At 72.5% G+C, this 20,333-nt stretch carries 19 protein-coding genes, 1 tRNA gene and 1 pseudogene; 14 read left to right on the top strand and 7 right to left on the bottom strand.

The window, feature by feature from the left end:
* Nucleotides 1-212 precede the first annotated feature (212 nt).
* Together ACF07S_RS00955 and ACF07S_RS00950 are read left to right on the top strand one after the other, a co-directional pair.
* Nucleotides 213-2,027 carry a tetratricopeptide repeat protein gene (locus tag ACF07S_RS00955; RefSeq protein ID WP_391961399.1) on the top strand — a complete coding sequence of 605 codons (1,815 nt, stop codon included), beginning with the start codon at nucleotides 213-215 and terminating at the stop codon, nucleotides 2,025-2,027.
* 85 nt (nucleotides 2,028-2,112) lie between these two features.
* Nucleotides 2,113-2,186, top strand: a tRNA-Met gene (locus tag ACF07S_RS00950).
* Nucleotides 2,187-2,338: 152 nt separating this feature from the next.
* Here ACF07S_RS00950 and ACF07S_RS00945 read toward each other — a convergent pair.
* Nucleotides 2,339-2,755 carry a Fur family transcriptional regulator gene (locus tag ACF07S_RS00945; RefSeq protein ID WP_391961398.1) on the bottom strand — a complete coding sequence of 139 codons (417 nt, stop codon included), beginning with the start codon at nucleotides 2,753-2,755 and terminating at the stop codon, nucleotides 2,339-2,341.
* Nucleotides 2,756-2,894: 139 nt separating this feature from the next.
* Between ACF07S_RS00945 and ACF07S_RS00940 the strand changes: the two genes are divergently transcribed.
* Nucleotides 2,895-4,346, top strand: a complete 1,452-nt coding sequence (locus tag ACF07S_RS00940) for a catalase (RefSeq protein ID WP_391961397.1) — start codon at nucleotides 2,895-2,897, stop codon at nucleotides 4,344-4,346.
* Nucleotides 4,347-4,417: 71 nt separating this feature from the next.
* Here ACF07S_RS00940 and ACF07S_RS00935 read toward each other — a convergent pair whose 3' ends face one another.
* Nucleotides 4,418-4,816, bottom strand: coding sequence for a cyclic nucleotide-binding/CBS domain-containing protein (locus tag ACF07S_RS00935; protein ID WP_391961396.1), 399 nt, complete (start codon nucleotides 4,814-4,816; stop codon nucleotides 4,418-4,420).
* 170 nt (nucleotides 4,817-4,986) lie between these two features.
* Nucleotides 4,987-5,787 (bottom strand): histidinol-phosphatase, encoded by an 801-nt coding sequence (gene hisN / locus ACF07S_RS00930; RefSeq protein ID WP_391961395.1) that lies wholly within the window; start codon nucleotides 5,785-5,787, stop codon nucleotides 4,987-4,989.
* 195 nt (nucleotides 5,788-5,982) lie between these two features.
* On the opposite strand from hisN, the pseudogene ACF07S_RS00925 reads away from it, so the two are divergent.
* Nucleotides 5,983-6,293 (top strand): annotated as a pseudogene (locus ACF07S_RS00925) (TetR/AcrR family transcriptional regulator); the annotation flags it as partial.
* 42 nt (nucleotides 6,294-6,335) lie between these two features.
* Here the strand turns inward: ACF07S_RS00925 and ACF07S_RS00920 are convergent.
* From ACF07S_RS00920 to ACF07S_RS00905, 4 genes are all read right to left on the bottom strand, one after another.
* Nucleotides 6,336-6,659 (bottom strand): DMT family transporter, encoded by a 324-nt coding sequence (locus ACF07S_RS00920; RefSeq protein WP_391961394.1) that lies wholly within the window; start codon nucleotides 6,657-6,659, stop codon nucleotides 6,336-6,338.
* Between the two features lie 110 nt (nucleotides 6,660-6,769).
* Nucleotides 6,770-7,780, bottom strand: coding sequence for a ribosome small subunit-dependent GTPase A (gene rsgA / locus ACF07S_RS00915; RefSeq protein ID WP_391961393.1), 1,011 nt, complete (start codon nucleotides 7,778-7,780; stop codon nucleotides 6,770-6,772).
* Nucleotides 7,781-7,789: 9 nt separating this feature from the next.
* Complete coding sequence (aroA, locus tag ACF07S_RS00910; RefSeq protein ID WP_391961392.1) at nucleotides 7,790-9,106, bottom strand: 3-phosphoshikimate 1-carboxyvinyltransferase; 1,317 nt, start codon at nucleotides 9,104-9,106, stop codon at nucleotides 7,790-7,792.
* Nucleotides 9,107-9,267: 161 nt separating this feature from the next.
* Nucleotides 9,268-9,990 (bottom strand): M50 family metallopeptidase, encoded by a 723-nt coding sequence (locus ACF07S_RS00905; protein ID WP_391961391.1) that lies wholly within the window; start codon nucleotides 9,988-9,990, stop codon nucleotides 9,268-9,270.
* A gap of 61 nt (nucleotides 9,991-10,051) precedes the next feature.
* Here ACF07S_RS00905 and ACF07S_RS00900 point away from each other — a divergent pair, with 61 nt between their 5' ends.
* From ACF07S_RS00900 to ACF07S_RS00855, 10 genes are all read left to right on the top strand, one after another.
* Nucleotides 10,052-10,867, top strand: coding sequence for an SOS response-associated peptidase (locus ACF07S_RS00900; RefSeq protein WP_391961390.1), 816 nt, complete (start codon nucleotides 10,052-10,054; stop codon nucleotides 10,865-10,867).
* Nucleotide 10,868: 1 nt separating this feature from the next.
* A complete protein-coding gene (locus ACF07S_RS00895; RefSeq protein WP_391961389.1) occupies nucleotides 10,869-11,597 on the top strand; it encodes an alpha/beta family hydrolase in 729 nt (242 codons plus the stop codon).
* 256 nt (nucleotides 11,598-11,853) lie between these two features.
* Entirely contained in the window at nucleotides 11,854-12,540 is a 687-nt protein-coding gene (gene sigR / locus ACF07S_RS00890) for an RNA polymerase sigma factor SigR (protein WP_190161734.1), read from the top strand.
* Complete coding sequence (rsrA, locus tag ACF07S_RS00885; RefSeq protein WP_391961388.1) at nucleotides 12,537-12,848, top strand: mycothiol system anti-sigma-R factor; 312 nt, start codon at nucleotides 12,537-12,539, stop codon at nucleotides 12,846-12,848. Before sigR ends, rsrA begins: the two co-directional genes overlap by 4 nt.
* 145 nt (nucleotides 12,849-12,993) lie before the next feature.
* Nucleotides 12,994-14,364, top strand: coding sequence for an HD-GYP domain-containing protein (locus ACF07S_RS00880; RefSeq protein WP_391973140.1), 1,371 nt, complete (start codon nucleotides 12,994-12,996; stop codon nucleotides 14,362-14,364).
* Nucleotides 14,361-15,605, top strand: coding sequence for an HD-GYP domain-containing protein (locus ACF07S_RS00875; protein ID WP_391961386.1), 1,245 nt, complete (start codon nucleotides 14,361-14,363; stop codon nucleotides 15,603-15,605). Before ACF07S_RS00880 ends, ACF07S_RS00875 begins: the two co-directional genes overlap by 4 nt.
* A 157-nt stretch (nucleotides 15,606-15,762) precedes the next feature.
* The gene (locus ACF07S_RS00870; RefSeq protein ID WP_391961863.1) at nucleotides 15,763-16,743 is read left to right on the top strand and encodes a tetratricopeptide repeat protein; all 981 of its coding nucleotides are present in this window, start codon (nucleotides 15,763-15,765) and stop codon (nucleotides 16,741-16,743) included.
* 150 nt (nucleotides 16,744-16,893) lie between these two features.
* Nucleotides 16,894-17,544 carry a peptide deformylase gene (gene def / locus ACF07S_RS00865; protein ID WP_391961385.1) on the top strand — a complete coding sequence of 217 codons (651 nt, stop codon included), beginning with the start codon at nucleotides 16,894-16,896 and terminating at the stop codon, nucleotides 17,542-17,544.
* A gap of 220 nt (nucleotides 17,545-17,764) precedes the next feature.
* On the top strand, nucleotides 17,765-18,850 hold the full coding sequence (gene cyc1, locus ACF07S_RS00860) for an epi-isozizaene synthase (protein WP_391973323.1): 1,086 nt from the start codon (nucleotides 17,765-17,767) through the stop codon (nucleotides 18,848-18,850).
* Nucleotides 18,847-20,217, top strand: a complete 1,371-nt coding sequence (locus ACF07S_RS00855; protein WP_391973139.1) for a cytochrome P450 — start codon at nucleotides 18,847-18,849, stop codon at nucleotides 20,215-20,217. The genes cyc1 and ACF07S_RS00855 overlap by 4 nt, the downstream gene beginning before the upstream one ends.
* The last annotated feature ends 116 nt before the right edge of the window (nucleotides 20,218-20,333 follow it).

The following is a 20,333-nucleotide window of genomic DNA, read 5'->3' as shown; positions in this document are numbered from 1 at the left end:
AGTCGGCGACACCAAAGGCCCGGATTCCTCCAGGAATCCGGGCCTTTGTGGTGCGCGAACGCATGTGCATCGGGTGGAGGACGGCCGCGCCGCCGACGGGAGTTGGGCGATCTGTGTTTGACTTGTCTCTCTGTGGGCATGTCGACAAAACGCTGAAGTGACCTCACTGGCTGCGGTATACCAGGTGTACCCAGGTTGCAGGTGGTGCGACGATGGACGTTATGGGGGACAAGGCAACTCTGTTCAGGACCGGGCGTTTTGTGCAGTCCTCCCACCGGGAGGAACCCCGCGACGAGACGGGGGAAGCCGCCGACGAGGCGGCCGAGGAGTTGCGCCGGAGGATCGCCGCCGAGGCCGGTGACGTCGAGGCGATGAGCGTTCTCGGCGCCATGCTGCTGCGCCGCGGGGATCTCGACGGGGCCGAGCCCCATCTGCGTGCCGCCACCGCCGCGGGCGACCGCGCCGCCGCCAACAACCTGGGCGTCCTGCTGCACCAGCGGGGCTACGCCGACGAGGCCGCCGGATGGTGGCGGATCGCCGCCGTCGCCGGCTCCACCGCGGCGGCGCACGCGCTCGGCCGCTACCACCGGGAGCGCGGTGACGAACCCGCCGCCGAGTACTGGCTGCGCCAGTCCGCCGAGCAGGGCCACACCCTCGGCGCGTACGCCCTGGCCGACCTGCTGGAACACCGCGGTGACACGGCCGGGACCGAGCGCTGGATGCGGGCCGCCGCCGAGCGGGGGCACCGGGAAGGGGCGTACCGGCTGGCCCGCGCGCTGGACCGCAAGGCCGCGCCGGAGGGCGACGACGGCGTTCCGCCGGCCGACGAGGCCGAGCAGTGGTACCGGCAGGCCGCCGCCCGCGGACACCGCCGGGCCGCGCTGCACCTCGGGGCGATCCTGGAGCGGCGCGGCGAGCTCAAGGAGGCCGGCCGCTGGTACCTGACCTCCGCCAAGGACGGGGAGGCGCGGGCGGCCTGTGCGCTCGGCTTCCTGCTGCGCGACGCCGGGGACACCGAGAACGCCGCCGTGTGGTGGCTGCGGGCCGCCCAGGACGGCGACGGCAACGCCGCCAACGCCCTGGGCGCGCTGCACGCCGAGCGGGGCGAGACCCAGACCGCCGAGCGCTGGTACCGGGCCGCGATGGACGCCGGTGACATCAACGGCGCGTACAACCTCGCGCTGCTCTGCGCCGACCAGGGCCGGACCGCCCAGGCCGAGCAGTGGTACCGCCGTGCCGCCTACGCGGGGCACCGCGAGGCGGCCAACGCGCTGGCGATCCTGCTGCTGCGGGCCGGGGACGAGACCGGCGCGGAGCCGTGGTTCTCCAAGGCGGCGGAGGCCGGCAGTGTGGACGCCGCCTTCAACCTGGGCATCCTGCACGCGGGCCGGGGCGAGGAGCGGGCCGCGCTGCGGTGGTACGAGCGGGCGGCGGCCGCCGGGCACACCGAGGCGGCGCTCCAGGTCGGCATGGCGCGGCTGCGGGACGGCGAGGAGAGCGAGGCGGAGCGGTTCCTGCGGTGCGCCGCGGGCGGCGGCAGCGCCGAGGCCGCCTACCGCCTGGCGACCGTGCTGGACGCCCGCCGGCCGCCCGAGCCCGCACACGAGCTGGGGGAGCCGGTGAACCGGCGCAGCGAGTGCGAGGAGTGGTACGAGCGCGCGGCCTCGCAGGGGCACCGCCGCGCCCAGGTGCGCGTCGGCATGCTCGCCGCGGCCCGCGGGGACGTGGCCGAGGCGGCCCGCTGGTACCGCGAGGCCGCCGAGGCCGGCTCCCGCAACGGCGCCTTCAACCTGGGCCTGCTGCTGGCCCGTGAGGGCAGCGAGCCCGAGGCGGCCGCCTGGTGGACCCGCGCGGCCGACGCCGGGCACGGCCGTGCGGCGCTGCGGCTCGCGTTGGCCTACGCGCGCCGGGGCGAGCTGGCCGAGGGCCAGGGCTGGGCGGACCGGGCGGCGGCCCTGGGCCCCGCGGCGGTCACCGAGCGCGCGACCCGTCTCCGCGACGCCCTGCGCCAGGAACTGTCGGCGTGAGACGGCGCGGCCGGCGCTCCGTCGGCCCGCGGACAGAAGCGATTTGCTTCTGTCCGCGTCCTTGACGTAATGTTGCATTCACCGACGCGGGGTGGAGCAGCTCGGTAGCTCGCTGGGCTCATAACCCAGAGGTCGCAGGTTCAAATCCTGTCCCCGCTACTCAAGTCCGAGGGCCGGAACCCGAAAGGGTTCCGGCCCTCGGTGTATGGGCGGCGACCACACGCCGAGTCCTCCGTACGCGTCACCCTGTTCACGGCACGAGGACGAGCCCCGTCACCTTGGGTGACGGGGCTTTCGCCGGTACGGGCCGTCTAGGGCGTCGCGCAGTTCGGGCAGAGACCGCGGTACGTCACCTCGACGTCGGAGACCGTGAAACCGAAGCGCTCCGAGTCGGGGAGGTCGGCCAGCGGATTGCCGGTCGGGTGGACGTCGCGGATCGAGCCGCACCGCGCGCACACCAGGTGGTGGTGCGGCCGGTGGGCGTTGGGGTCGTAGCGCTTGGCCCGCCTGTCCGTGGCGACCTCCAGCACCTCGCCGAGCGAGACCAGCTCGCCCAGGGTGTTGTAGACGGTCGCCCGGGAGATCTCGGGCAGCCTGACGACGGCTCTGGCGTGCACCTCGTCGGCCGTCAGATGGACGTGTTCGCCGTCGAGGACCTCGGCCACGACACGGCGCTGCGCGGTCATCCGCCATCCACGTCCACGCAGCCGTTCCAGAAGGTCACTCATAGGCACCAGCCTAACAGCAGGGGGACCAGGTCCCGAACGGGTGTGACTTTGGAGCTTTGCTTGACTTAGACAATGTCTATTGTAGGATCGAGACCGGCTTTAGCCAAGAGACAGGCTGGTAATGACGCAGGAGGCGTACGTGACGCAGGGACCGCTCACTACGGAGGCCGGTGCCCCGGTAGCCGACAACCAGAACAGCGAGACCGCGGGCATCGGTGGCCCGGTCCTCGTCCAGGACCAGCTGCTGCTGGAGAAGCTGGCCCACTTCAACCGCGAGCGCATCCCGGAGCGTGTCGTGCACGCCCGCGGCGCCGGTGCCTACGGCACCTTCACGGTCACCGCCGACGTCACGAAGTACACCAGGGCCGCGTTCCTCTCCGAGGTCGGCAAGCAGACGGAGACCTTCCTCCGCTTCTCGACGGTGGCCGGCAATCTGGGCGCCGCGGACGCCGTGCGCGACCCGCGCGGCTTCGCGCTGAAGTTCTACACCGAGGAGGGCAACTACGACCTCGTCGGCAACAACACCCCGGTGTTCTTCATCCGGGACGCCATCAAGTTCCCCGACTTCATCCACACCCAGAAGCGCGACCCGTACACCGGCTCGCAGGAGGCGGACAACGTCTTCGACTTCTGGGGTCTGTCGCCCGAGTCCACGCACCAGGTGACCTGGCTGTTCGGTGACCGCGGCATTCCGGCGTCCTACCGCCACATGGACGGGTTCGGCTCGCACACCTACCAGTGGAACAACGAGGCCGGCGAGGTCTTCTGGGTCAAGTACCACTTCAAGACCGACCAGGGCATCAAGAACCTGACCGCCGAGGAGGCCGAGGTCCTCGCGGGCAAGGACCCCGACTCCCACCAGCGGGACCTGCGCGAGGCCATCGAGCGCGGCGAGTTCCCGTCCTGGACCGTGGGTGTGCAGATCATGCCGGCGGCCGAGGCGGCGACCTACCGCTTCAACCCGTTCGACCTGACCAAGGTCTGGCCGCACGCGGACTACCCGGTCGTCGAGATCGGCAAGCTGGAGCTCAACCGCAACCCGGAGAACATCTTCGCCGAGGTCGAGCAGTCCGTCTTCAGCCCCGCCCACTTCGTGCCGGGCATCGGTCCCTCCCCGGACAAGATGCTCCAGGGCCGCCTCTTCGCGTACGGCGACGCCCACCGCTACCGCGTCGGCATCAACGCCGACCACCTGCCGGTGAACCGCCCGCACGCCACCGAGGCGCGCACCAACTCCCGTGACGGCCACCTCTATGACGGCCGCCACAAGGGTGCGAAGAATTACGAGCCGAACAGCTTCGGCGGCCCGTTCCAGGCGGACCGTCCGCTCTGGCAGCCGATCCCGGTGACCGGTGTCACCGGCGAGACGGTCACGCCCGTCCACGCCGAGGACAACGACTTCGTGCAGGCGGGCAACCTCTACCGGCTGATGTCGGAGGACGAGAAGGAGCGCCTGGTGAAGAACCTGGCGAACGCCATCTCGGGGGTCACGCGCGACGACATCGCCGAGCGCGCGATCAGCAACTTCCGTCAGGCGGACGAGGACTTCGGCAAGCGGCTGGAGGCCGCGGTGCAGGCCCTGCGCGGCTGATTCCAGCGCTGGACCGCTTGCCGAACGGCGGGCCGGGCTCCCCTCGGGGGCCCGGCCCGCCTCTCGTGCCACTACGCCGGTACGTTCTGGGCCTGCCGCCGAGGCGCCCAGCAGCGGATGAGGTCGCGGACCGAGACCACGCCGGCGGGCTCGCCCCGGTCGAGGACGATCAGATGGCGGAAACCGCCGTGGGCCATGGCGGCGGCGGCCTCCTCCAGCGTCCAGGACGGGGCGGCGAAGACGACGTCGGTGGTGGTGTGGGCGTGGGCGCACTCGGCGTCCGGATCCTGGCCGAGGCCCACGGAGTCGAGGACGTCGCGCTCGGTGAGGATGCCGATGCCGGTGCCGTCGGGGTCGAGGACCACGGCCGCACCCACCCGGCGGGCGGACATCAGGGCGGCGGCCTGGCGGAGGGTGTGGGCGGGACCGATGGTGAGGACCACGGTGCTCATGGCGTCACGGACGAGCATGGATGGAGCCACCTCCTACCGGAAACCGCTCGGCCGGCGGGCACGGGGTCCGCTCGTCCACGGTTTCACAAGTTCACAAGTGGGGGGACTCCCAGAGTGACAGGCCGAGCGGGGGTCAACAAGAGGCGCGTGCGGCCGGTCGGGGGCGCGCACGCGAACCCCCGTGCCGCTCAGTAGCGCTGGTTGAGGTACCCCAGCAACTCGTCGTGCAGCAGGCCGTTCGAGGCGGCCGCGTTGCCGCTGTGCGGTCCGGGACGGCCGTCGAGCCCCGTGAACGAGCCGCCGGCCTCCGTGACGACGATCGCCGTGGCCGCCATGTCCCACAGCGACAACTCCGGCTCGGCGCACAGGTCGACCGACCCCTCGGCAACCATCATGTAGGGCCAGAAGTCGCCGTACGCGCGGGTGCGCCACACCTCGCGGGTGAGGTCCAGGAAGCCGTCCAGCCGTCCCTGCTCCTCCCAGCCGCCGAGCGAGGAGTACGCGAAGGAGGCGTCGGAGAGCTCGCAGACCCTGGAGACCCGCAGCCGGGTGGCCGACGACAGGCTGCGGCCGGCGAAGGCGCCGTGCCCCTTCGCGGCCCACCACCGGCGGCCCAGGGCGGGAGCCGAGACGACCCCCACGACCGGCTGGAAGCCTCCCTCGCCGGCCTCCATCAAAGCGATCAGCGTGGCCCACACGGGAACACCGCGGACGTAGTTCTTGGTGCCGTCGATCGGATCGATCACCCAGCGGCGCGGTCCCGTGCCCTCGACGCCGTACTCCTCGCCGAGGACGGCGTCCCGCGGGCGGGCACGCTGGAGATGGCCGCGGACGAGTTCCTCCGCGGCCTTGTCGGCCTCGCTCACCGGCGTCATGTCCGGTTTGGTCTCCACCTTGAGGTCGAGGGCCTTGAACCGGTCCATCGTCGCGGCGTCGGCGGCGTCCGCGAGGACGTGGGCGAGACGCAGGTCGTCGAGGTAGTCGGGCATGCAACGAACGGTATCCGTCGAGGTCGGTGCGGGGCCACCGGGGGCCCGCGAACCCTTGACAGCCCCCGGCGGCGCCTCGGATCCGGACGGCGGGGCGGCCGCTCGCCCCGGGGGAGGCGACGGTGCCTGCGGCGCGGGAGGCACTGCCGGACGCCGCTCGCACGGCACTGGCGCGCCGGCCGTGGCCCGCCGCGCGGCTGCTGGAGCGAGCGCCTGCCCGCCCCGGCCCTCCCGCCCGTACCGTCCGCTTCCCCTCCGCCGCGCCCGCGCAGCGCCGCGCCCGCCACGCCCGCGCCGCGCCCCCGCCCTCACCGGCCGGCTGCGTCGCCCTCGTCCGCGACCGTGTCGTCGCCGTCCTGGCCGGCCCCGGCGGTCCCGGGGACGACACCGCCGGCCTGGCCCGGTCCTGTGAGCTCGTGGTCCGCCCCGCTCTGTCCCGCGTCGTCGCACCGCCGGCCGGCGACGGCGTCGCCGATCCGGTGCGCGGCGCCCTGCACCGGCGGCCGGTGCCGTGGTGCCGCGCGAGCGCCCCGCGACGCCGCGGGCCGTCAGTGCGCGGACCCCGACAGCTGCAGTCCGATCACGCCGACGATCACCAAGGTGATCGACACGATCTTCAGGGCGGAGACCAGGTCGCCGAGGAACACCATCCCGTAGATGGCCGTCCCCGCCGCGCCGATGCCCGTCCACACCGCGTACGCGGGGCCCACGTCCAGCTTCTTCAGCGCCAGGGTCAGCAGCCCGAAGCTGCCCAGCGCGAACGCGCAGAACGCGATGGTCGGCCACAGCCGGGTGAAGCCGTGCGACAGCTTCAGACACACGGCGAAACCGGTCTCGAGCAACCCGGCCACCACGACCAGCAGCCACGCCATGTGTCGTCCTCCCGTAGTTCCCCACGCACGGTGACCGCTTCGCCGGGCCGGCTCCGGATCGGCGCGATTATGGACTTACCGCCCGAACGCCCCGACAAACACCGCGGGGGTCAGTCGCCCTCCGTACGCTCCCGCGACGACAGCAGCCGGCGCAGCGAGTACAGCCGCGCCTGTCCCGCATGGCCCTCGGCCACCCAGGCGTCCAACGCGCAGTCCGGCTCGTCGTGACCGCACGCGCGCGGACAGCCCTCCGTGCCCGGCTCCAGATCGGGAAAGGCGTGGATGACCCGGGTCGGGTCGACATGGGCGAGCCCGAACGACCGCACACCGGGGGTGTCGATCACCCAGCCCTGCGAGCCCGACAGCGGCAGCGCCAGCGCGGAGGTCGTCGTGTGCCGGCCCCGCCCCGTCACCGCGTTGACGTGCCCGATCGTGCGCCGCTGTTCCTCCGGCACCAGCGCGTTCACCAGTGTCGTCTTGCCGACCCCGGAGTGCCCCACGAACGCCGTGATCCGTCCGTCCAGCTGCTCGCGCACCCGGTCCACCGCCTCACCGCTCTCCAGCTCCGCCCGGCTGGTGACGACGTACGGGATGTCGAGGTCGCCGTACAGCTCCAGCAGCTTGTCCGGCGGCGCGAGGTCCGACTTGGTGAGCACCAGCAGCGGCGTCAGACCGCCGTCGTACGCCGCGACCAGGCACCGGTCGATCAGCCGCGGGCGGGGCTCGGGATCGGCGAGCGCCGTGACCACGGCGAGCTGGTCGGCGTTGGCCACCACCACCCGCTCGAAGGGGTCGTCGTCGTCCGCCGTGCGGCGCAGCACCGACGTCCGCTCCGTGATGCGCACGATCCGCGCGAGGGTGTCCCTCCGGCCGGACAGATCGCCGACGATCGCCACCCGGTCACCGACCACCGCCGCCTTGCGGCCCAGCTCCCGGGCCTTCATCGCCGTCACGGTGCGGCCCTCGACGAGGCAGGTCAGCCGGCCCCGGTCGACGGTGAGGACCATGCCCTCGGCGGCGTCCTCGTGCCTGGGCCGGATGTGGGTGCGCGGCCGGTTGCCCTTGCGGTTGGGGCGGGAGCGGATGTCGTCCTCGTCGGTGTGCTTGCCGTAGCGGCGCATGATGAACCCCTACGCCCCGAGCATCCCGGTCCACAGCTCGGGGAAGTCCGGCAGGGTCTTCGCCGTGGTCGCCACGTTCTCGATCCGCACCCCCTCGACCGCGAGGCCGATGATCGCGCCGGCGGTCGCCATGCGGTGGTCCTCGTAGGTGTGGAAGACCCCGCCGTGCAGCCGGCGCGGGCGGATGCGCAGACCGTCGGCGGTCTCGGTGACGTCACCGCCGAGTTCGTTGATCTCCTTGGTGAGCGCGGCCAGCCGGTCCGTCTCGTGCAGCCGCAGGTGGGCCACGCCGCGCAGGGTGGACGGGGAGTCCGCGAGCGCCGCGACGGCCGCGATGCCCGGCGTCAGCTCACCGACCTCGCCGAGGTCCACGTCGATGCCGTGGACCGCGCCGGAGCCGGTGAACACCAGGCCGTACTCGGTCAGCTCGCAGGAACCGCCCATCTCGGTGAAGATCTCCCGCAGCCGGTCGCCGGGCTGGGTGGTGCGGGCCGGCCAGTCCGGGACGACGACCTTGCCGCCGGTCACCAGCGCCGCCGCCAGGAACGGCTGGGCGTTGGACAGGTCCGGCTCGACGGTCAGGTCCCGGCCGAGCAGGGCGCCCGGCGTGACCCGCCAGACGTCGGGCTCGCCGCCCGACTCGGGGGTGTCCACCTGCGCACCCACCGCGCGGAGCATGTCGACGGTCATGCGGATGTGCGGCATGGACGGCAGCGTCGCGCCGGTGTGCCGGACCTCGACGCCCTGGTTGAAGCGCGGCGCGGACAGCAGCAGGGCGCTGACGAACTGGGAGGAGGAGGAGGCGTCGACCGACACCGTGCCGCCGTCCAGGGCGCCGCCGCCGTGCACGGTCATCGGCAGCGCGCCGCGGTCGTCGTCGTCGATCCGGGCGCCCAGCCGGCGCAGCGCGTCGATGACGCCGTTCAGGGGACGCTCGTAGGAGCGCGGGTCGCCGTCGAAGTGGATGGGCCCGTCGGCCAGCGCGGCGACCGGCGGGAGGAACCGCATCACCGTGCCGGCGTTGCCGACGTCGACGGTGGCCGGCCCGTGCAGACCGGCGGGGACCACCCGCCAGGCCTCCCCGGTGCCGTCCGGGCCCACGCCCTCCTCGATCTCCACGCCCATGGCGCGCAGCGCGCCCGCCATCAGCAGGGTGTCCCGGGAGCGCAGCGGGCGGCGCAGCCAGCCCGGCTCGGAGGCGAGGGCGGCGAGCACGAGGGCACGGTTGGTGACCGACTTGGACCCGGGCACGTGGACCGTCGCGTCGACGGCTCCGCTTGCGTGCGGGGCGGGCCAGAGGGCGGTGTGCGCGGGGTTCGGGGCCATGGGCCCACTTTATAAGGAGGCCGGGAGCCATGGCCGCCTCCGGGTGCGGCACCGCTGCGCACTGTCGCGCCCGCGCGGCGGAGCCGTACGCCGGCCCGGGCCCGCCTCCCCGGGCCGGCCGCCACCGTCCCGGTCGGCGGGCGCGCCGTGCTTCGGGGGCGTCACAGGTCGAGCAGCCATCGCCCTCCGCCCAGCAACGCGCACAGCGACACCGCGTGGAACAGGAACAGCCACAGCCCCGCGGGAACATGCGTCAGCCGGGACAGCTGGTCCGCGTCCGAGTCGCCGGCGCCGCCGCGGGACCGCTTGGCCTGCAGCTCGAACGCCGGGCGCACCCCGCCGAGCAGCAGGAACCACACCACGGCGTAGGCGAACGCCGCCTGCACCTGGGGTCCGGTCAGCCAGGACACCAGTACGAACGTGCCGCCGGTGACGAACACGCTCAGCGCCCCGTACGCGTTGCGGATCATCACCAGCATCGCCACCAGCAGCCCCGTGGCCAGCCACAGCAGCAGCGTGATGCGCCCGGTGCCGAGCAGCGCGGCGCCGCCCAGGCCGAGCAGCGGGGGAGCGGTGTAGCCGGCCGCGGCGGTGAGGATCATGCCGATGCCGTGCGGCTTGCCGCGGCTGACGGTCAGGCCGCTGGTGTCCGAGTGCAGGCGTATCCCCGTCAGCGTGCGGCCGGTGAGCAGCGCCACCAGGCCGTGCCCGCCCTCGTGGGCGATGGTGACGGCGTTGCGGGACAGCCGCCACAGCCCCTGCGGTACGACGACGGCGGCCGCGGCGGCCAGTGTGGCGACGACCACCCACACGTCCGGTTCGGGCTGGGTGCCGGAAACCTCGTCCCAGAGGGAGGCGAGGGAGGCGGACACGGTGCTGACCATGGCTTCCATGTGCTTTCGGATCGTTTCCTCTGGGCGGGCGGAGTCTGGCAGTGTTGCATGTATGTGCGGACGGTATGCATCGAGTCGCAGGCCCGAGGATCTCGCGGGAATCTTCGGGGTCGAGAAGTGGGAGCCGGAGGAGACCCCGGGGCCCGACTACAACGTGGCGCCGACCAAAGAGGTCCTCGCCGTACTCGACCGTGCCCTGAAGGACGTGTCGGACCCGCGCCCGGTTCGGCAGCTGCGGAAGCTGAAGTGGGGGCTGGTGCCCTCCTGGTCGAAGACCCCCGAGGGCGGCGCCCGCATGATCAACGCCCGCGCCGAGACCGTCCACGAGAAGCCGGCCTACCGCCGCGCCTTCTCCACCCGGCGCTGCATCCTGCCCGCCGACGGCTACTACGAGTGGGTCACCGGCAAAGAGGAGCGGGACCTGGAGGTCGAGGGCAGGAAGAAGCGGCCCCGCAAGCAGCCGTACTTCGTGACGCCGGCCGACGGCTCGGTGTTCGCGATGGCGGGGCTGTACGAGTTCTGGCGGGACCGGACCCTGCCGGAGGACCACCCGCAGGCGTGGTGGGCGACGTGCTCCGTCCTCACCACCGAGGCGGAGACCGGCCCGCTCGCCGCGGCCCCGGCGGACGGTCCGCACGCCCTCGCCGACATCCACCCGAGGATGCCGCTGATGCTCACGCCGGACCGCTGGGACGCCTGGCTGGACCCCGCCAGGACGGACGTCGGCGAACTGCGCGGGCTGCTCGCCCCGCCGCCGCCCGGCCTGATGCGCGCCTACCCGGTCACCACGGCGGTCGGCAACGTCCGCAACAACGGACCGGAGCTGCTGGAGGAGCTGGCCGCCCCGGAAGAGGGCACACTCTTCTGACGTGACCCCCAGAACCGCGGTAACCACCGAGACCGTCGGGACCGACGCCGGCACCGCCCGCGTCACCTGGCACCGCGCGGGGCGCGGCGCCCGGCTCGTCCTCGCGGTGGGCCACGGGGCCGGCGGCGGCATCGAGGCCCGGGACCTGACGGCGCTCGCGGCCGAGCTGCCCGCGCACGGTGTGACCGTCGCCCTCGTCGAACAGCCCTGGCGGGTGGCCGGCAAGAAGGTGGCCCCCGCCCCGAAGACCCTCGACACCGGCTGGCGCGGCATCTGGCCCGCGCTGGCCGCGCCGGGCCTGCCGGTGATCTCGGGCGGGCGCAGCGCCGGGGCCCGCGTCGCCTGCCGCACGGCGACGGAACTCGGCGCCCGCGCGGTGCTCGCCCTGAGCTTCCCGCTGCACCCGCCGGGCAGGCCGGAGAAGTCCCGCGCGGACGAGCTGCTCGGCGCCGGGGTGCCCACCCTCGTCGTCCAGGGCGGCAACGACCCGTTCGGCAGGCCCGGGGAGTTCCCCGAGTGCGGCAGGGGCCGCGCGACGGGGGTCCCCCCGGGCGTTCGGCTCCGGGGGAACGCCGGCGCACGGGCGGGGGACGGGCGGGCGTACGAACTGGTCGAGGTGCCGTACGGCGACCACGGCTTCGCCGTCCCCGAACGGGCCGGCATCACGCAGCGGGAGGCCATGGCGGTGATCACGGACGCGGTCGTGCGGTGGGCCGGATCACTCGCGTGAGACGCCGGGAATGCCGGGGCGGCTTCCCCTGTTGAGGCGGACGTACGTGCCGGTCAGCGGCACCGCCGTCGTAGCAGAGGGAGTCCGCCGCATGGGTTCGATCTACTGCCCGAGCCGCAGCAGCCGCGCCGACCTGGAGTGGACGGTGCTGCACGCGGCCAGGACCGCCCCCGTCCGGGCGGCGGGCGGACCGGATCGTCGTCTATCCTCCGATTCGGGTGAGACCGGTGTCGGTCTCGCGACAACACTGGAGGAGGTGGGTCCGGTTCCCGGTACCGACGCAGGGACCGAACACGGCCAGGCGGAGCAGCCCGAGGGCCGGGGCGGCACGGGCGCGGAGTCGACCGCGGAGCGCAGCGCGCGCTTCGAGCGGGACGCGCTGGAGTTCCTCGACCAGATGTACTCGGCCGCGCTGCGCATGACGCGCAACCCGGCCGACGCGGAGGACCTGGTGCAGGAGACGTACGCCAAGGCGTACGCGTCGTTCCACCAGTTCCGCGAAGGCACCAACCTCAAGGCGTGGCTGTACCGGATCCTCACCAACACCTTCATCAACTCCTACCGCAAGAAGCAGCGCGAGCCCCAGCGCAGCGCGGCCGAGGAGATCGAGGACTGGCAGCTCGCGCGCGCCGAGTCGCACATGTCGACGGGTCTGCGCTCCGCGGAGTCGCAGGCGCTGGACCACCTGCCCGACTCGGACGTCAAGGAAGCACTCCAGGCGATCCCCGAGGAGTTCCGCATCGCGGTGTATCTCGCCGATGTCGAGGGCTTTGCCTACAAGGAGATCGCCGACATCATGGGGACACCCATCGGTACGGTGATGTCCCGGCTGCACCGGGGCCGCCGTCAGCTGCGCGGCATGCTCGAGGACTACGCGCGTGAGCGCGGACTCGTTCCCGCCGGCGCCGGAGAGTCGAACGAAGCGAAAGGCTCGGGGTCATGAGCTGCGGAGAGCCGCACGAGACGGATTGCAGCGAAATCCTCGATCATCTCTACGAGTTCCTCGACCGTGAGATGCCGGATTCCGACTGTGTGAAGTTCGAGCATCACTTCGAGGAATGCTCGCCCTGCCTGGAGAAGTACGGTCTGGAGCGGGCGGTGAAGAAGCTGGTGAAGCGCTGCTGCGGGCAGGACGACGTACCGGGCGACCTGCGCTCCAAGGTCATGGGGCGGATCGACCTGATCCGCTCCGGCCAGGCCGTGCCCGACCAGGACGTCACGGCCTCGTCGGCCACTCCGCGGGAGTCCTGACACCCCGCCTTCCCCCGGCACCCCCATGTCACTCGTACGTGCTAATCCGCGGGTTATCGACCCGTGGAGCCCCCTCTCACCGTCCTAGGCTCCGGATCCTGGCAGGCGGCAGATCGAGTGCGGCGGGCGCGGGCGGGGAGGGGCTATGGAGGGGTTACCGGGGCGGGCCCGCGCGTACGTCGCCGTCGTCGCCCTGTCGGCCGTTCTCTGCCTGCTCCCGCTGTCGGGCGCCCTGCCGTCGTCGCCGGGCGTCGCGGTCCCCTGGTGGGAGGTGGCCCTGCCGGCCGCGCTGTACGCCGGCTGCGAGCGCCTGGCCGGTTCGCGTCCGGTCGCCGCCCCGCACCCGGGCGGAACCTTCCACCCCGTTCTGCTCGCCGGGGCGTTCCTGCTGCCCCCGTCGGCGGCGGCGCTGGTCGCGGTGCCCGGAGCGCTGCTGCTGTCCGTGGAGCGACGGCCGTACCTGACGCGCAGGCTCTGGCGGGCCGCCCGGCTGGTGCTCGCCGTGTGGGCCGCGGGCCGGGTCCACCTGGCGGCCGGGGGCCGGGACGCGGTCGCGGACTGCGACGTACCGGGCGCGCTCGTGACGGCCGGGGCCGCGACGACGGCGTTCTGCCTGGTGCTCACCCTGCTGGACGGCGGCATCCTGGCGCTGACGTCCGGCGCGCTCCCGCGCGCGGGACGCACGGCACCGGGCGCCTGGTGCCGGCTGTTCCTGCGGTCCCTGGCACCGCTCACCGTGCACGGCCTGGCCGGCCTCATGATGGCGCTGCTGTGGCGCAGCCCCTACGGCCCCGTGGCCGCGCTGCTCGTGCTGCTGCCGATGGGCGTCTCGTGGTGGGCGTTCGGCCAGTACCACCGTGAACGGGCCGCCCACCAGGCGACGATCCGCGCGCTCGTCCAGGCCGTCGACATCAAGGACGGCTACACGCGCGGGCACAGCGAGCGCGTCGGACGGGCGTCCATGATGATCGCGCGGGAACTCGGCATGGACGACGAGCGGGTCGAGGTGCTGCGGTTCGCGGGCATCCTGCACGACGTCGGCAAACTCGGCGTGCCCACCCGGCTGCTCACCAAGAACGGTCCGCTGACCCCCGAGGAACGCCGGGTGATCGAACTGCACCCCGAGTACGGGCACGAGATGGTGCGGGGCATCTCCTTCCTCGGTGAGGCCCGCGCGGCGGTCCTCCACCACCACGAGCGGCTGGACGGCACCGGATACCCCTACGGACTGGCGGGCGGTCAGATCCCCGAGTCCGCGCGGGTGGTCGCGGTCGCCGACGCCTTCGACGCGATGACCTCCACCCGCTCCTACAGCAGGGCGCGGCCCGTGCCCGTGGCCCTGGAGGAGCTCCGGCGGTGCGCGGGAACCCACTTCGACCCGAGGATGGTGGGCGCGCTGGTACGGGCGATCGGCCGGGCCGGGTGGCATCCGGCGGTGACCGCCGACGACGCCCGGTCCACCGCCGTCCCCGAGCCCGCCGCACCGGTCGGCGACCGGCCCGGGGCGCGCCGATGAGGCACCGGCTCCACACCGTCGTGCACCTGTGCGCCGCCGCCCTCGCCGCCGGTTCCCTGGGCACCACCCTCTACCAGGGGGTCGAGGACCGCCGTACGGCTCTCGCCTTCGGCGTGCTCATCACCGTCGGCGAACTCACCCGGCGCAACGGGACACGGATCAGGGAGGCCGCCCCGCTCGCCGCCGCCGGCGCGCTGTCGTACGCGCTGCTCGGCGAGACCGCGGGCCGGCCGACCCACCACGGCGCCGCCCAGGTCGTCACCGTCGTGCTCGCCGCCTCCCTGCTCGGCAGCGTGCCGCACGTCGGGCGTGGCGACGGGCCCACCCTCGACGCGCCCGCCCGCCGGGTGCTGACGGTCGGCTTCGTCGCCGTGTGCTTCCAGCCCCTGTACAACCGGGGCACCTTCGACGACTGGGGCGGGCCGGCGCACGCGCTGCTGCTGCTCGCCCTGCTCTCCCTCACCGCGCTGTGCGACGCCGTGCTCGCCGCCGTGCCGGCCCGTTCCCGCACCGGACGGCCCTTCCTGCCGGCCCTGCGCGACGAGCTGCGGGCCGTGCCCGGCATCGGGGCCGCCGTCGTCGCCACGGGCGCGGTGATGGCGCTCGGGGTCGCGGTCGTGGGGCTGTGGGCGCTGCCGGTCTTCTCCGTGCCCCTGCTGCTCGCGCAGCTGTCCTACCGGCGCTACGCCGCCGTGCGGGCCACCTACCGGCAGACCATCGCCTCCCTCGCGCGGGCCACCGAGATCGCCGGGTACACGCCGGCCGGGCACGCGCGCCGGGTCGCCGCGCTCAGCCAGGCGGTGGGCCGGGACCTCGGGCTGACCGAGCCCGAGCTGACCGTGCTGGAGTACGCGGCCCTGATGCACGACATCGGCCAGCTCAGCCTCGTCGACCCGGTCCCCGCGGGTGCCACCGCCGCCCTGCCGGCCGCCGAGCAGCGGCGGATCGCACTGCTCGGCGGCGCCGTGGTGCGCCAGACCGGGGTGGACCCCCGGGTGGCCGGGATCGTGGAACGGCAGGCCGATCCGCACCGGGAGCAGCCGCTCGCCGCGCGGATCGTCCGGGTGGTCAACGCGTACGAGGAGAAGTCCCGGGCAGGAGGACCCGGCGGGCCGCTGACCGCGCTCGAGGAACTGCGGCTGGGTACCGCCGGGGAGTACGCGCCCGAGGTCGTCGAAGCACTGGCCCGGGTACTGGCACGGAACGCGGGGGCGTGTGAATGCGGGGACCGGGCGTGGTGAGAGCTGCGAATGCGACTGTCTGACCCCTGCCGAGGCTGGGTAACCCATGGGTAATGAGCGCCTCTCCGGCCGTACGTGGTTGGATGCGAAGGAGAGGGTGTCCGGGGGCGCGGACAGGTACAGCCGGCCCAGCGAACGGAACTGGCAGGCGGGAATCGTGAGGATCTTCGGCAAGGGACGGCACCGGCCCTCCGCCTCCTGGCGGCAGGCCACGGACCGCGCGTTCACGCTCATAGGCGATGGCCGGTACGAGGACGCGGGTGCGCTGCTGACACGTGCCGCCGATCTGGAGCCGTGGTTGTCGGAGTCCTGGTTCAACCTCGCCCTGCTGCACAAGTTCCGGCACGACTGGGAGCAGGCGCGCGCGGCCGGGCTGCGTGCCGTGGCGCTGCTCGACCGCGACGCCGGGGCTCCCGACTGGTGGAACGTCGGCATCGCCGCCACCGCCCTGCAGGACTGGCCGTTGGCCCGGCGGGCCTGGCAGGCCTACGGGCTCAAGGTGCCGGGCCCGCCCACCGACTCCGGTGAGCCGCTGGGCATGGACCTGGGCAGCGCCGCCGTACGGCTGTCCCCGGAGGGGGAGGCGGAAGTGGTGTGGGGGCGGCGCCTCGACCCCGCACGGATCGAGGTGCTGTCCATTCCGCTGCCGTCCTCCGGGCGGCGCTGGGGCGAGGTCGTCCTGCACGACGGCGTGCCGCACGGCGAGCGGAGCACCGCCGCCGGGCACACCTACCCGGTGTTCGACGAGATCGAGTTGTGGGCGCCCTCGCCTGTCCCGACCTGGGTGGTCCTGCTGGAGGCCGCGTCCGAGGCGGACCGGGACGCGCTGGAGCAGCTGGCCTCCGACGCCGGGTTCGCCGCCGAGGACTGGTCCTCGTCCGTACGGCTGCTGTGCCGGATGTGCTCGGAGTCCCGGATGCCGTCCGACGAGGGCGAGGGCGAGCACCTCGACCCGCACGACCACAGTGAGCCCGGCCACCCGGGGCCGCTCGGCCACCGGACCGACGGGCAGTTGTGGGTGCCGGAGCGGGAGTGCGGGGTGGCTGCGCCGGCTTCGTTGGTGAAGGGGCTGCTGGACGGCTGGGTCGCGGACAGTCCGGACTCCAGGGACTGGCGGGATCTGGAAGAGGTCTGCTGAGGCCGTCGGCCGGCTGCGGGTCCGTCGTGGTCGCCGGCGCCCTCGCGGCGGAGCCGCGCACTGGTACGGTTCCGCGCCCCCGAGGACGCGGTCCCCGTACCCTGTATCAGGATCACACCCCTTGTTTTTCCAGGAAGGCACACCTCGGTCATGGCTCAGCAGGACACCGATCAGCAGCACGCGGGCGTGCTCCCCGTCGACGACGAGGGGTACGTCATCGACACGGAGGACTGCGAGGCGCGCGAGACGTCCTGGCGGGAGCGCGGCACCTCGCGTCCCATCACCGTGGTCGGCAACCCGGTGCTGCACAAGGAGTGCAAGGACGTCACGGACTTCGGCGAGGAACTCCAGCAGCTGGTCGCCGACATGTTCGCCAGCCAGCGCACCGCCGAGGGCGTGGGCCTGGCCGCCAACCAGATCGGTGTCGATCTGAAGGTCTTCGTCTACGACTGCCCGGACGACGAGGGCGTGCGGCACGTCGGTGCGATCTGCAACCCCGAGCTGGTCGAACTGCCCGCCGAGAGGCGCCGGCTGGACGACAGCAACGAGGGCTGTCTGTCGGTGCCCACCGCCTATGCGCAGCTGGCCCGCCCCGACTACGCCGAAGTGACCGGGCAGGACGAGAAGGGCAACCCGGTCCGGGTGCGCGGCACCGGCTACTTCGCGCGGTGTTTGCAGCACGAGACCGACCACCTCTACGGCTACCTCTACATCGACCGGCTGTCCAAGCGGGAACGCAAGGACGCGCTGCGGCAGATGGCCGAGAACGAGCCGCGTTACCCCGTGGTCGCCAACGACTGACCGGCCGCGAAGGCCCACCCCGCTTCCTCGTGCACGGCGTTCGATCGGACCCCCTCCGGTCGGACGCCGTTCGTGCGTACGCTCCTTGACGTAGGAGAAGGAGTAAATACGTTCACAGCAAGGTCAGTTGTAGTGCTGAATGGTGAGGCGGCGATACGCACGGTGTGCGGCCGGTTTGGGGGCGGCCGCACGCCGACTGGCGGCTGAGAGGGGATTGTTCGTGCATGCCTTGTCACACGGCACCACATCGGCACCGACCACCATCGCAGTTCCACCGGCGCTGTCTCTCCCGGTGATCGAGACGACGTTTTCCCGGCGACTCCACCCGTATTGGCCCAGGCTTCAGGAGACCACCCGGGCCTGGCTGCTCGAAAAGCGGCTCATGCCGGCGGACACGGTGGAGGATCACGCCGACGGTCTGCGCTACACCGACCTTATGGCGGGCTACTACATGGGCGCCCCCGACGAGGTCCTGCAGGCGATAGCGGACTACAGCGCGTGGTTCTTCGTCTGGGACGACCGGCACGACCGCGACATCGTGCACGGACGCCCCGCCGCCTGGCGGCGGCTGAAGGACCGGCTGCACACGGCCCTCGACCGCCCCGGGGCCCACCTGGGTCACGAGGATCCGGTGGTGGCGGGGCTCGCGGACAGCGTGCGGCGGCTGTACACGTTCCTGCCGGGCAGCTGGAACGCCCGGTTCGCCCGGCACTTCCACGCGGTGATCGAGGCGTACGACCGGGAATTCCACAACCGTGCGGAGGGCATCGTCCCCACCGTGGGGGAATACCTGGAACTGCGTCGGCTCACCTTTGCGCACTGGATCTGGACCGATCTCCTGGAACCGAGCGCGGGGAGTGAACTCCCGTACGCGGTACGCAAGAACCCGGCGTTCCGGAAGGCGGCACTGCTCAGTCAGGAGTTCGCCGCCTGGTACAACGACCTTTGTTCCTTGCCGAAGGAAATAGCGGGCAGTGAGGTGCACAATCTCGGAATAAGTCTCATCACCCACGAGGGACTGACACTGGAAGAAGCCGTCAGGGACGTGAGGCGCCGCGTCGAGCAATGCATCGGTGCATTCCTGGACGCCGAACAGGACGCCTTACGTTTCGCCGACGGCCTCGACGACGGCACGGTGGAAGGAAAAGAGATGAGTGCCGCGGTGCGCGCTTGCGTCGGCAACATGCGGAACTGGTTCAGTTCGGTCTACTGGTTCCACCACGAGTCCGGCCGGTACCGGGTCGACAGCTGGGACGACCGGTCCACGCCCCCGTACGTCGACAACGAAGCGGCAGGTGGGAAATGACCGTCGAATCGGTGAGATCCGGAACATCCGCGACGACCGCGCTGCGCGAGCCGCCCGTGGCCGGCGGCGGTGTCCCCGTCCTCGGTCACGGCTGGAAACTGGTGCGCGATCCGCTGGCCTTCATGTGCCGGCTGCGCGACCACGGCGACGTGGTGCGCCTGAAGCTCGGTCCGAAGACGGTGTACGCCGTGACCACCCCCGCCCTCACCGGGGCGCTGGCGCTGAGCCCCGACTACATCATCTCCGGCCCCCTGTGGGAGTCCTTGGAGGACCTGCTCGGGAAGGAGGGCGTGGCCACCGCCAACGGCCCGCTGCACCGGCGCCAGCGACGCACCATCCAGCCCGCCTTCCGGCTCGGCGCCATACCCGGCTACGGCCCGGTCATGGAGGAGGAGGTGCACGCCCTGACCGAGCGGTGGGTCCCCGGGCGGACCCTGGACTGCACCGCCGAGTCCTACCGGGTCGCGGTGCGCGTCGCGGCCCGCTGCCTGTTGCGCAGCAGGTTCATGGACGAGCGGGCCGAGCGCCTGTGCGCCGCCCTCGCCACCGTCTTCCGCGGGATGTACCAGCGGATGGTGGTGCCGCTCGGACCGCTCTACAAGCTGCCGATCCCGGCCCATCGCGAATTCAACCGGGCGCTGGCCGATCTGCACCTCCTCGTCGACGAGATCGTGGCCGAGCGCCGCGCATCCGGTCAAAAGCCGGACGATTTGCTGACGACTTTGCTGGAGGCGAAGGACGACAATGGCGACCCCATCGGGGAACAGGAGATCCACGACCAGGTGGTCGCGATACTCACCCCCGGAGGCGAGACGATCTCGTCCACGATCATGTCGCTGCTCTACATGCTCGCCGTGCACCCGGAACACGGGGACAAGGTGCGCGACGAAGTAGAAGCCGTGACGGGTGGGCGCCCTGTGGCATTACGGGACGTCCACCGGCTGTCGCACACCAACAATGTCGTCGTCGAGGCAATGCGTCTGCGTCCCGCCGTCTGGATCCTGACCCGCCGGGCGGTGACCGAAACGGAACTCGGCGGCTATCGCATTCCGGCCGGGGCGGACATCATCTACAGCCCGTACGCGATCCAGCGCGATCCCGCGTCGTACGAGCGTCACCTGGAGTTCGATCCCGACCGGTGGCTCCCGGAACGCTCCCAGAGCATTCCGAAATATGCCATGCGTCCTTTCGGCGTGGGCAATCGCAAGTGCCCGGGTGACCACTTCTCGATGGCCCTGCTGACGCTGATCACGGCGTCCCTGGCCCACCGGTACCGCTTCGAGCGGGTGGCCGAGTCCGACGACGACCCGCGCATCGGCATCACGCTGCATCCGAACCGGCTGCTGCTCAGGCCGGTCACACGGTGAGACCCGCCCGCCGGCGGGCGTTCGGGCGGCCTCCGGGCCGCAGGACGTCCGCCGGCGGGCGTGGTTGCGAACCGGTGGGCACGGCGATGAGGTCCGCCGCCGGACGCCCGCGACCG

The organism is Streptomyces sp. NPDC016640 (genome assembly GCF_043076215.1).
Taxonomy (GTDB): Bacteria; Actinomycetota; Actinomycetes; order Streptomycetales; family Streptomycetaceae; genus Streptomyces.
Note: the sequence above shows the minus strand (reverse complement) of the source record. Positions and strands in the feature narration are given on the sequence as shown.

What these genes read in the sequence shown, in the direction of transcription:
- ACF07S_RS00900 (WP_391961390.1), top strand. Translation starts at nt 10,052, where the DNA reads ATGTGCGGACGGTATGCATCGAGTCGCAGGCCCGAGGATCTCGCGGGA.
- def (WP_391961385.1), top strand. Translation starts at nt 16,894, where the DNA reads ATGGCTCAGCAGGACACCGATCAGCAGCACGCGGGCGTGCTCCCCGTC.
- ACF07S_RS00875 (WP_391961386.1), top strand. Translation starts at nt 14,361, where the DNA reads ATGAGGCACCGGCTCCACACCGTCGTGCACCTGTGCGCCGCCGCCCTC.
- ACF07S_RS00920 (WP_391961394.1), bottom strand. Translation starts at nt 6,659, where the DNA reads ATGGCGTGGCTGCTGGTCGTGGTGGCCGGGTTGCTCGAGACCGGTTTC.
- ACF07S_RS00855 (WP_391973139.1), top strand. Translation starts at nt 18,847, where the DNA reads ATGACCGTCGAATCGGTGAGATCCGGAACATCCGCGACGACCGCGCTG.
- rsrA (WP_391961388.1), top strand. Translation starts at nt 12,537, where the DNA reads ATGAGCTGCGGAGAGCCGCACGAGACGGATTGCAGCGAAATCCTCGAT.
- ACF07S_RS00905 (WP_391961391.1), bottom strand. Translation starts at nt 9,990, where the DNA reads ATGGTCAGCACCGTGTCCGCCTCCCTCGCCTCCCTCTGGGACGAGGTT.
- rsgA (WP_391961393.1), bottom strand. Translation starts at nt 7,780, where the DNA reads ATGCGCCGCTACGGCAAGCACACCGACGAGGACGACATCCGCTCCCGC.
- ACF07S_RS00955 (WP_391961399.1), top strand. Translation starts at nt 213, where the DNA reads ATGGACGTTATGGGGGACAAGGCAACTCTGTTCAGGACCGGGCGTTTT.
- ACF07S_RS00880 (WP_391973140.1), top strand. Translation starts at nt 12,994, where the DNA reads ATGGAGGGGTTACCGGGGCGGGCCCGCGCGTACGTCGCCGTCGTCGCC.
- hisN (WP_391961395.1), bottom strand. Translation starts at nt 5,787, where the DNA reads ATGCCCGACTACCTCGACGACCTGCGTCTCGCCCACGTCCTCGCGGAC.
- ACF07S_RS00935 (WP_391961396.1), bottom strand. Translation starts at nt 4,816, where the DNA reads ATGCTCGTCCGTGACGCCATGAGCACCGTGGTCCTCACCATCGGTCCC.
- ACF07S_RS00945 (WP_391961398.1), bottom strand. Translation starts at nt 2,755, where the DNA reads ATGAGTGACCTTCTGGAACGGCTGCGTGGACGTGGATGGCGGATGACC.
- aroA (WP_391961392.1), bottom strand. Translation starts at nt 9,106, where the DNA reads ATGGCCCCGAACCCCGCGCACACCGCCCTCTGGCCCGCCCCGCACGCA.